Source organism: Aquidulcibacter sp., assembly GCF_049239865.1.
Classification (GTDB): domain Bacteria; phylum Pseudomonadota; class Alphaproteobacteria; order Caulobacterales; family Aquidulcibacteraceae; genus Aquidulcibacter.
Genome location: NZ_JBMLTR010000218.1, coordinates 166,600 through 177,959 on the forward strand (window position 1 = coordinate 166,600; position 11,360 = coordinate 177,959).

Here is an 11,360-nt window from a genome sequence, read left to right on the forward strand (position 1 = left end):
GGGACTCTTCAGGCTAGAAGTACTGGGCTGAGGCTGTGAGTTAAAGCGAAGAAAATCATGCGTTTTGATGCCGGAATGCGAGATCATCTGCATCTTAAGCTTTTGCCAATTGAGAAACATCATCGCCCAGCCGCCACTTTCTCACAGAAGCTCTCCATCGCAGCTGCGATTGCGGTCATGCTGGCTGCCGTTGTTGCTGCCTGAATGACACCTTCGCGCAAGCATAGAGGTTTTTCTGAATCCTGAGCCAATTGGCGCATGGTGGTAACATACTCGGCTGACGTATTGGCCTCGACCACGCCGCCCTGCTCCCAAACATAGCCTCTGCGTCCAATCGTGGTTGTCAGGATGGGTATCTGCCAACCCAGCGCCATAGCCAGCTTAGTGCTGCAACCGCGGGCTTGGCAGAAGATCGGGTTCAAGAAGGCTGACCAGGTTGATGCTTCACGCTGCATGTCGGCATCATTTAGGGCCCCTAAGTATTTCACATGGCGGTAACGCTGCACCAGCCACTCACCTAGCTTAGGCGGGTTTCCGACAATATGGACCTCCAGTTCGTCCGCACCTTGGCGCTGACATTCGTCAAGGACTTGAACAAGGCCTTCCAAGCTCGGGGCGTGATCCAAAGTTCCAACAAATCCAAAGCGGCCAACAACAGGCGACCAGTCCAATGCATCGGGCTTGACGGTCCGTGGCACCCAAGTGCTTGCAGCGCTACCAAGCCAAGTTTCAGTCTGAGCGTCATAATCCGACAAAGAAATGACCCCATCGATATGGGCCCTAGCATCTACTTCATCGCAGAAAACCTGCGCGAGCGCCTGCTTACGGGTCGGCCGCAATCGCGCGGACAAGGGCAATTGACGATTAAGCCGGGCCACGTGGAGGAGGTCGGTTATCTCGCAGCCATGCGAAAGCGCAATGATCGGAATTGAGGGACCGATGACCGCTTTCAATTGCGACGCAACAGCGCATAAGGCCACCTGGTTCAGAAAAACGATATCCGCTTTACGCGCCGCCGCCAACACGTGCTCAAGATCCGTTGATGCTACTGGACGGAAATAAGGTGATGAATTGAGCCGCCGGAGGATTTTGGTATCAAGGCGTTGATCATTCCGGATTCGAACAATCTGAACCTCTAAGCCCATCGCCTCAAGCGTCTCAAGATACTCGGCGGTGCAGCGCTGTACCCCGCCCTTGCCGTCGCCAATATGCTGGTGGTGAGTTACAAAAACGGCTTTCTGAAGGGTCACTTTGCAGCCCTCTGACTGACCAGCTTCTGGTACAGATTGGCATATTGGTCGACGATCACGCTTTCAGAATAGAAGCCTTCCGCGCGATCGCGACAGGCTCTGCGATTAATTGAGAGCGGTGCGTTGATATGCGCAATCAGCTCGTCGACGGTGTCGCAAACAATGCCGGAAATGCCATGTTCAACCACTTCAGGGACGGCCCCGCGACGTAATCCTACAACCGGTGTCCCGCAGGCCAGAGCCTCCGCCATGACGATCCCAAATGGCTCCTCCCAAAGAATAGGCATTAAGAACGCCGAGGCTTGACCAAGGAGCTGATTTTTTTGAGCATCGTTGACTGGCCCAATATAGGTAATCTGTTGGCCATCGACGTGGTTCAACACATTTTGCTCTACCCATGCGCGCTTGTCATCTGGAATATTGCCCGCAATCACGAGCCGCCGATTGGTTCTTTTTGCAATCTCAATGGCGAGGTGCGGACCTTTGATCTCCTCGATGCGCCCCAAAAAAACGAGAGGCGCATCATCTGAGACCTCCGAAACGAAGTCATAGATCGACAGATCAACGCCATTGGGAATCATATGCCAAATGCCAATGTCACTCACAGGCTGGATCATCCAATCACTAATGGCGCTGAATTCCAGACTTCCACCTGCCAATTGATAGGCAAGTTTAGTGGTCTTGCGGCTTATCTCACGCTGATAAGACATCAGCTTAGGCGTTCGATCCGCTAGAATTGGCGCAAGATAGGCGATGCGCGAGAAACTATGTACCAAGTCGAACTGCCCCGATCGAACATGGCTCCAAAGGGAAGAGGCGTTTTGAACGCTGTGCCAAGGATTTCGACTGTTTTTGCCTCGCCATTTCACCAGCTTCCCAGCAGATTGGCTGTCACTATGTGCAAAGAGCGTCACTTCATGGCCACGCTTAACAAGACCCCGCGCCAACATATCAATAATCCGCTCAATCCCACCATAAAGAACAGGGGGAACTGGCAGTTCCGGGTCTGCTGTGAGAGCGATTTTCAATTTATGGCTTGTCACTGTGGGCTCTCTGTCTTTTGGGACTACGATTGGCTTTGTTCAATTTCAACGTTTCGGCCAGTTTTTGGACCCGCTTTGCCGATTTCCATCCAATGATGCGGCGTAGTTTTTGAAACCCGGGAGGCCCATCTGGTGGGAGGTTGGATCCTCCGAGCTCCGAAATCCTTCCTACAGTAATGCGGCGGTACTCAGGAAAGCCAGGATAGGTGATGTAAACAAAATCCTGCAGACAATTTGCGCAGGCTAGCCTCGCTTCTGCTGAATTCACCTTTGCCAACAAGTGGCTTGTACCTGCATGGACTGAATGAAACGCGGAGGTGATGGCATTGGCGCTTCGCTTTGCCGAAAGGCTGTTGGTGACCGCCGAGCGATAGTAAAGGCCTGCCTCGGCAGCAAAAGCCATGTGTTCTGCTTGCGACAAGATGCGTCCAAAGAACTCAAAATCATCATTCAGGCTCAAGGACTCATCCCAACCGCCGTAGTTTTCGATCATGGAACGCGGCAAGAGGAACATCGCCGACTGCATCATCTGTCGCGCATTGGTCCATTCACAAACCAACCAGTCTGGTCCTGACATGTCCGTTTGGTTTGGCCGAGACTCAAAGCGAAGGGCTTGATGATCACCTTTGAACCGAATCCAAGGTGAAAATGGAACGATGAGCGAGGCAGGCGCACTTCTATGGTACAGGCTTTCCAAATGCTTTGGGTGCATTATGTCGTCCGCGTCAAAATAGATGACTTGCTCGCCTTGGCAGGCGGCAAACGCGGTATTCCGGGCGCTTGACGCCCCCCTGTTTGGCTGCGAGATCACTTTTATTCGCGGATCACGTAAGCTTGCGAGAACTTCCCCTGTTCCATCTGTCGAGCCATCGTCAACAATAATGATCTCAAAATTTTGAAACGTTTGTTGCAACACACTCTCGATCGCTGCCCTAACAAAGGGAGCGGCGTTGTAACACGCTATCAAGACAGAAATCGCGGTCCGATCGTCAGGCATTATTGTTGATCACTCCCACGAAAACACAAATTTGGAGCATGCACGGTGCGTGCCAATATGCTGCCGGCAAAAGATAGACAGGCTTAGTATGCATGCATTGTTTCAGGCTGTTGGCGTTTGACTCACTCGTTGGACCCAATCACGCCTTATTCCTCAACGCGGGCTTCAAGAGTCTAATGCCTGCCTCTCGAACCAGCAGGCTATTTATAGGCAAGAATTGCGCGATTTTTTCAAAAATGACCGAACCAGTTGGCCGCGATTCGGGCGCAAGCCGCAGCGCAAGCTTTGCTGACTCAATCGCCTCATCATTTTGATCATAGGACAAAAGCAGTGCCGCAACATTCCATAGACCCGCAGCAATCTCGCTGTGATATCGCTCTGCGCCCTCATACTGGAGACAAAGCTTCAGAGACTCCATGTTCGAAATGGCACAATTTAGTCGGTTTTTCGCCGACATCGATGTGCCTATTCGGTAATTGATGATCGAGACTTCTGCTTCACTCGAGAAAGTCAGATTGCCGAAGGCCAGCTTTCGATGAAAGGCCGAGTCCTCTGCATATAGGATTTTGCGATCTTCATCATAACCGCCAATCGCCTCGTAGAGAGCATGACGATACAGCCCACAAAATGGATTGATCTGTTTGCCTATCGAATAGCGCTTGGGATCGGCTTCTAATGCCGCGCGGTCAAACCGTTGCGTGAGAATGAGCTCATGGGTCTCATTGTCCCGGTACTCATAATCGAAAAGCACGACATCAAAGTGATCTTGCTCGATCCATTTGTGAGCCAAAGCAACAAAATTGGGGAGCAACTCGTCATCGGCATCGTGGAAATGGATCCAATCGGTCTTTACATGGCGAGCGAGCGCATTCTTACCTGCGCTGCAGCCCTTATTCACATCCCCGCGCAATACTTTTGCCCCATGAGCCGCCGCGACTTCAGCCGTATCGTCGGTGGAGCAATCATCATAGACCCAGATTTCATCAAATGCTTGGGTTTGAGCATGCGCAGACTTGAGGAGCCGGGGTAAGTAGGGTGCCGCATTATAGGCGGGAATCAGGAGCGAAAGCGTCGGTCTTGGCATACTCACTTGCCCTTAAGTTTACTGACAACACGTCGTCCAATGTGATTTACCAATGGCCGTAGCGGGAGGTTGTTGAGGAAATAATACTTCTCGGGGCTATGCTGTCTAGGCTTTGCGACCTGAAGCAACCAATCTGGCGCACTTGCTTCAATTTGCTTGTTGTCGATGGCTCGTATGTAGGCGTCGATGCGCTGCTTTGCAATCAAATCGGGGTCCAATAATGAGGCAATCTGAGCTTGCGCCGCAGCGCCCATCTTGAGGCTCTCCTCTGGGCTAAGCGCTAATGCGCGTCGCAAAGCCGCCGCAAGAGCCTGCGCAGAGGTGCCGTCATAGACAAAGCCAGTCACGCCATCCTCAATGAGTTCCGCAGCCCCTGCGCGGTCCGAGCAGACTACAGGGCGCCCAGAAGCCATTGCCTCGATCACCGTGAAGTTAAAAACATCCCAAGTCGAAGGAATGAGGTTCACGAGAGAAGAGGCTTGCAGGGTTTGAACCGCCTCAGGTGGTACAGGGTCATGCGTAACAACACGTCCCTGCCAAATGGCCGGATACATCTTGAGCAATTGGTCTTTAGTTGTACCGATACCAGTTTCAGAATTAGCGAGATCGCGACCGTACCAATGCACGACTGGACAATCAGGTAGCAAAGTCAAAGCTTCCGAAAGAATCTTTGGCCCCTTCCACATTTGAATGCGGCCGAAGACAGATATTACGGGCCTTATCGTTGCCGGCTGGCTTTGCGATCCTGACCCAATCCAAGCTGGAGGCAGCAATTCAACCGCATGACTGCCTGATGCCCGGTTCCAATAATCCTGATTTGCTGCACTGTAAGTTTGACAAGATGCCACTAAACGGGCGGCTTCTGACTCAATAGCAAGTGACAGCGCGCCAGCAATTTCTTCGCCGATTGCTGGGTCTTTGCTTTGAATTTGTCCACTACTACCATGCATTTGAGCAATCACGGGCGTGTTGCCGGCGAGCAAGGGCGGGACCATTAGCAACCCAAAGTCCGTTGCCTCTATGATGTCAAATGGCCCATTTTCTTGGGCTTGTTCCCAACTCGCCCAGGCGGCGGCGAGATGACGACTGAGAGACGGCAATGCACTCAGGTGGTTCATCTTATCCAACCAGGCATTCACCCGAGCCGCTTCCAGCTTCTGAATCACCACGCCGTCGACGGATGTCCGCGAAGGCATGGCTGAATTGGCGAAGCAGCTTCCCTCGATTACAGTTACTTCTACCCCTGCGCGCACCAAGGCAGGTGCTAAGCATCTGTAAAATGTGCCGATTCCACCACCAAAGCCGGTGTACTCCGGTGACAGAAAGCAGATCTTTAGCGTCACTTGATTGTCCTATCTTTAGCGGGCACGCAGGCTGCGCAGCCTTTTGAGGTAAAAGGCAGCACTTTGCATCTGGTTTGAACAACTCAATCCCGCAGCTCCAAGCTCAATGGCAAGCGATTGAAGCCCAGTCCCCAACTTGCATCCAAGGCATGATTCTCGCCCGCAAGCGGTGGAGGGGCGAAGTCAATTTCATCAAGATTTAGGCGTGAGACGACTTTATGCGTCTGCACATCCAAAACCTCAATCGTGACAAGATAGATGTCATGCGCGAGATTAGGCATCTCAAGAACCAAGCCGACGTTTCGCTGGTTTTGTGAGATCTCGAGGCCTTTACTTCCAAAGCCTCCGACAGAGCCGATGCCAACGGCGGTACCGGAAACAGCGGTGAGAAACGCCCGAACTTCATATGTGCCCGCGGGAACCGTTAAGCCGCCAAGATCAATTTGAATTTTTGGGACGCCATTGAAATCAACAACTAAGCGCTCAACATGCAGGTTGTCCATATTACCCGTCGTCGTCGAGGACCGAGCTAATTGCTGACTATACGCATCCAAAACCCCTTGGATTTCGCCAGTGTGTGCAACCGTACCGTGCTTCATCAATATCCCCGCCTTACACAACGACTTAATCGCCCCCATGTTATGGCTCACGAACAAAACGGTACGGCCTTGGCCGGCAACATCCTGCATTTTTCCAAGGCACTTTTTCTGGAACTCTGCGTCCCCGACTGCGAGCACTTCATCAACCACCAGAATTTCTGGTTCCAAATGCGCGGCAACGGCGAAAGCGAGGCGCACATACATGCCACTTGAATAGCGCTTCACAGGCGTATCTAGGAATTTTTCGACACCAGAGAAATCGACAATTTCGTCGAACTTACGGGCGATCTCCGCGCGGGTCATGCCGAGAATAGCACCGTTCAAGAAGATGTTTTCGCGACCGGAAAGCTCGGGATGGAAGCCGGTCCCAACTTCCAGGAGACTCGCTACCCGACCTTTGATCTCAACCCGCCCATCGCTCGGCTCTGTGATGCGCGATAGAACTTTGAGCAAAGTCGACTTGCCGGCACCATTGCGGCCAATGATTCCCACAACCTCGCCGCGCTTGATTTCGAAGTTCACATCTTTGAGGGCCCAGAACTCTTCAAGCTCGTCCCCAGCGACGATGGCCTTGCCACGCGCCATCTCACCGGCACCTCGCAGGAAATTGCGGACATTCTGGCTGATGGCATCACGAAATGTATTCGGTCGATCTGCCGACTGGTGGCCAATAATATACTTTTTGCCAAGGCCTTCAGCCCGGATGACGGTATCAGAAGTCATTAGAATAAATCCGCGAAGGTTTTTTCGGTTGCTCTGAAAGTTCGGATTCCGAGCCACAAAAAGAAGGCGACAACGACTAAGCTCAACGCAAAGCCTGGCCAATAAAGGTTAGCCTGCCCGCCGAGCAGACACCAACGAAAGCCATCAATCACGCCAACCGCAGGGTTGATTGAGTAAATGAGGCGCAAATTCTCGGGGACGACGCTGCTCGCAAAGCCAACCGGCGACACGTACATGCCGAACTGCACGATAAAGGGCACAATAAAGCGAAAATCGCGATAGCGCACATTCAACGAAGCAAGGATCAATGCCGGTCCAAGGGCAGCGAGAACGGCCAAGATTACAAAGAAAGGCAGGAAGAGGATCTGCCAGCTCGGGTAAAATCCAAGTACCACCATCAGGCCAAGCAACAGAAGGAACGTCACGAGAAAGTCGACCAGAGCGACAATCGAACTAGCGGTTGGGACAATGAGCCTGGGGAAATACACTTTCCCGATCAAGTTAGAGTTTGAGACGAGGCTGTTGGCCGCTTGCGAGAGGATGGTCGAAAACAGAAACCACGGCAGCATGCCTGCCATAACCATGACTGGATAAGGTGCTGTCCCTTCCGTGGGTAACTTGGCCAGCGTCCCAAACACGACGGTAAAGATGACCATCGTCAACAAGGGCCGAATAACCGCCCAAGCCACGCCGATCACCGTCTGCTTGTACTGAACGGCAATGTCTCGCCATGCCAGAATGGCGAACAATTCGCGATAGGCCCACAAGTCAGACCAATAATTGCGTTCGGTGCGGCCAGCTTCGAGGACAAGCACGCGCTCTTGCCCAGGGGTCGATGGTGCCGATTGATCCAGTGATGAGGTCATTGTTTCTTTCTGTGTCATGGTCAGACGTTAAATCAAGTGCGCAAGGGCGGTTTCAATATGCAGATTGAAGACTTTGCGGCCGAACCGCTCTGTGACTGCATCTGAAAGCGCCTCCGGAGCAGGGCGTGGCTTGCGAAGTGCGGCTTCTAAAGCCGCAGGGAAATCAGTTTCATTGACACAGACACCTAGGGCTCCGTCGGCCAATGCATCACACGAACCACCCACATTCAGCCCGATGGCCGGAGTTCCGCAACTCATGGCTTCTAGGAATACGATCCCGAAGCCCTCGCCAGTCGATGGCAAAGCAAATAGGTCCGCGGCACGATAGAGATCGGGTAGATCTTCAATGGGAACCTTCCCCAAAAACCTCACCTTGTCAGCCACACCACAATCTCGGCTGAGCTGCTCCAGTCGCGGGCGGTCTGGTCCATCACCGGCAATGAGGTAAGAGACGGCATCATTGGATTGCGTGAGTGTCCTTAAATTGCGAATGATCCGATCATGGCCCTTATAGCCGCCACGACTATCCAGTCTCGCAACGGTCAGAATGGCTTTCTCGCCCTCGAGATTAAATTTCTTGCGCGCGGTCTGTCGGTCGCCCAACTGAAACTCAGGCCCAAAAGTATTTGGAACCACAATACTATTGGCCTGGTCACGCAAAGACTGACGATCATAGCAAGCTTTGGTATGCCGACTGACGCAAAGCACGAGGTCAGAACACTCGAGCGGCGTGAGCCGCGCTGGCGCTAATTGCTCCCAGACTTCAGTTCCATGCAATTGGGAAATCATTTTTGCGCCAATCAATTTGGCGATCAAATGAGCCAAACTGCCGTGATAAAGGTGGCCGTTGAAAACAATATCTGGCCGAAGAACCAAGGCGCGCGCGATTGCCTTGAGGGCATAGCTAAGTCGTCCGAGAACTGCAGGATATTGTTTTATCTTAGCGGGAAGTGAACCAATGAGGTCTGGAGATAGTCGAACCAATACTTCGACTTCTCCGATAGACTTCGCATGTGACATAGCCGTCAGGATGTCGCGGTTATACTGCGCAATACCACCATAGCCGCCGAAAGCATCGGTCGCTAGAAAGAGGATCTTAAGTGGGCGCGGCATAAATAAAGTGTCCAAGTCTGGCGCGACAAGCGAATACTCGCCTTCTCTCAGCAAAGGCGATGCCAGTCTTTTAAGGCATTTCCATGATAGATTCAGCCCAAGCCCGGGAAAATGATGCGGCGCTCAATGGCTTGTCAGAGATCGATTCTGTCTTCCAGCTCGCGATTGGTGTGCAGAAGCCAGTTTTGGGACGCTTGGTAATCATTTTTGGCAAGGGTGTGCGGGCGGCTTTCGCCAAGGCTTGCTTGCCAAAATTCTGCTTGAAGGAACGCAATGTCGGTGCCACTTGCGCAAGCAAAATACTATCTACGAGCGGTGTGCGGATTTCTAAACTATGGGCCATGCCTGCCCAATCAGAATCGCGCAAAAGCTGGTTGCGCATATAGTTCGCGGATTCTAGCGCACATACCCGCCCCATAGCAGAGCGGGGGGCAGGCTGCATACTGGCAGCAACACGCGCTAATGGCTTCAGACGACCCAACCCTAGGCTCAAAAGCTCAGGATCTAGAACGGTCTTCAACTCGAACGGCAGGAACAAGCCGCGCCGCAATAGGTAAGCCCCGGGGTACGTGCCGCCATAGGTCAACATGCCAGCAAGCTTAGGTGAGATACCAGTCTGCTTAAACAGGCCCAAGGCCGCGCGGCCAAGTGCACCCATGCCGGGAATTGCCGCTGGTACACTTAAATATTTCACCCATTTTGGGACATCTTGGAAACTTGGATAACCTGCCAAAAGCTCATCGCCACCAAGACCGGAAAGGGCAACCTTCAGTCCGGCTTCATGAGCAGCCTTTGAGGCAAACCAAGTATTTACGCCATCGATCGAGGGCTGGTCCATTGCTTCCAAAATCAAAGGCAAGTCGTGTTTGAACTCCGCTCGGTCCACTGAGCGCACAACATGTTCAGCCTGATAGAGTTTCGCGATTTCCCGAGCCAAAGGAGTCTCATCTTCGGGTGTACCTTCAAACTCTTTAAAGCCCAGCGTAATGGCGCGAATCTTCTCCTGACCTGCGTCACGCATGAGACCGAGGAGTGCACCTGAATCGATTCCGGCAGAAAGAAACACACCGACTTCAACATCAGAAAGCAAGTGGGCGCGCACACTCTCGAATGCGGCCTCTTTAATCCGGGCTTCCATCTGAGTGGGTGAGCCGTGAATACGAGGGGCACCTGCCAGGACTCCGGCGATCGAGTAAAACGCCTTTGATGGATGGACGCCTGCGGCGTCCACGATTTGCGTATGACCAGCTGGCAATTGACGGATGTCGCGGTAGCAGGTGAACGGCTCTGGTACGCTGCCCCAGAGATAGAAGCCAACCACACCTGCTGGTTCAGGTTCGCGACTAATCTGTCCGCCAGCTAAGAGCGCTTTAACCTGGCTTGCGAAGCGCACGGTCCAGCCATCATTGGCGATGTAGAGCGGCTTGATGCCATATGGGTCACGCGCAAAGAATAAACGGCGTGCTTCCCGATCCCAGATTGCGATGGCAAACATGCCGCGCAAGCGGCGAACCATCGCCTCACCCTCGAGCGCATAGAGGTGCAAGATCGCCTCGGTATCCGAAGTGGTGCGGAAGACATACCCTTTGGATTCAAGATCGCGTCGCAGCTCTGGATAATTGTAAATTTCACCATTAAAAACAATGGTATAGCGACCTGTTCCGTCACTCATGGGCTGGTTGGCCCGCTCGGAGAGGTCTTGGATCGACAGCCTGCGATGGCCAAAGCCGATGCGACGGTCTTCACTCCACCAAACCCCGACACCATCAGGGCCGCGGCGAAACATATGATCACGTGTGGCAATCAGTTCTGCTTCAGACGGCGCGGAAGCAGAATGATTATAGGCAAAGATGCCATTTATGCCGCACATAGGAACGAAGCTCTTAAGGTGTCATCAAAACATATTTGGCTTACTAGCGCTCTAAAGCTAAACGCAAATTTACCATTGAACATACTCTTTACATTCACGATCATCGCATTGAAAGGCCTGAACTAGAAAATTGCGGGCAATAAACTACTGAATTCTATAAATTCGCAGTTTTACGTGTGTTTCAACAAAATACCCCTTTTAAGTGACCTTCTGCTTCACCTAGAACTGCCACGACCCTACCCACAAAACACTCTGTCCACTAACGTTGCTCTTGAGAATTACTTCCCTCGACAGATCTCGGATCGAACGCCTATGCTGAGTTCACAGCGAGACTGGGCATCGTCGAGGTTTTTACTCAGAAACCGCCGCCAAGGCACCATGCGCCACAAAACTCAAGACAGCAAAGTATCGACGAAGGCCTGTTGTTACTGTGAATAATATTTGGAGTAAGAGTTGTAGTATGAGGCGGAGT

General features: G+C 52.4%; 9 protein-coding genes. All 9 read right to left on the reverse strand.

Going from position 1 to position 11,360, the window contains the following annotated elements; all coding sequences use genetic code 11:
- Positions 1–119: 119 nt before the first annotated feature.
- Entirely contained in the window at positions 120–1,250 is a 1,131-nt protein-coding gene (locus ACOVRA_RS15455; RefSeq protein WP_421721069.1) for a glycosyltransferase, read from the reverse strand.
- A complete protein-coding gene (locus ACOVRA_RS15460; RefSeq protein ID WP_421721070.1) occupies positions 1,247–2,293 on the reverse strand; it encodes a glycosyltransferase family 4 protein in 1,047 nt (348 codons plus the stop codon). The genes ACOVRA_RS15455 and ACOVRA_RS15460 overlap by 4 nt, the downstream gene beginning before the upstream one ends.
- Positions 2,280–3,290 (reverse strand): glycosyltransferase family 2 protein, encoded by a 1,011-nt coding sequence (locus ACOVRA_RS15465; RefSeq protein ID WP_421721071.1) that lies wholly within the window; start codon positions 3,288–3,290, stop codon positions 2,280–2,282. Before ACOVRA_RS15465 ends, ACOVRA_RS15460 begins: the two co-directional genes overlap by 14 nt.
- 139 nt (positions 3,291–3,429) lie before the next feature.
- Positions 3,430–4,374 (reverse strand): glycosyltransferase family 2 protein, encoded by a 945-nt coding sequence (locus ACOVRA_RS15470; RefSeq protein WP_421721072.1) that lies wholly within the window; start codon positions 4,372–4,374, stop codon positions 3,430–3,432.
- A gap of 2 nt (positions 4,375–4,376) precedes the next feature.
- Positions 4,377–5,717 (reverse strand): glycosyltransferase family 4 protein, encoded by a 1,341-nt coding sequence (locus tag ACOVRA_RS15475; RefSeq protein WP_421721073.1) that lies wholly within the window; start codon positions 5,715–5,717, stop codon positions 4,377–4,379.
- Between the two features lie 83 nt (positions 5,718–5,800).
- A complete protein-coding gene (locus tag ACOVRA_RS15480; RefSeq protein ID WP_421721074.1) occupies positions 5,801–7,039 on the reverse strand; it encodes an ABC transporter ATP-binding protein in 1,239 nt (412 codons plus the stop codon).
- The gene (locus ACOVRA_RS15485) at positions 7,039–7,905 is read right to left on the reverse strand and encodes an ABC transporter permease (RefSeq protein WP_421721075.1); all 867 of its coding nucleotides are present in this window, start codon (positions 7,903–7,905) and stop codon (positions 7,039–7,041) included. Before ACOVRA_RS15485 ends, ACOVRA_RS15480 begins: the two co-directional genes overlap by 1 nt.
- Before the next feature lie 27 nt (positions 7,906–7,932).
- Positions 7,933–9,018, reverse strand: a complete 1,086-nt coding sequence (locus tag ACOVRA_RS15490; protein ID WP_421721076.1) for a glycosyltransferase family 4 protein — start codon at positions 9,016–9,018, stop codon at positions 7,933–7,935.
- 70 nt (positions 9,019–9,088) lie between these two features.
- Positions 9,089–10,888, reverse strand: a complete 1,800-nt coding sequence (asnB, locus tag ACOVRA_RS15495) for an asparagine synthase (glutamine-hydrolyzing) (RefSeq protein ID WP_421721077.1) — start codon at positions 10,886–10,888, stop codon at positions 9,089–9,091.
- Positions 10,889–11,360 lie beyond the last annotated feature (472 nt).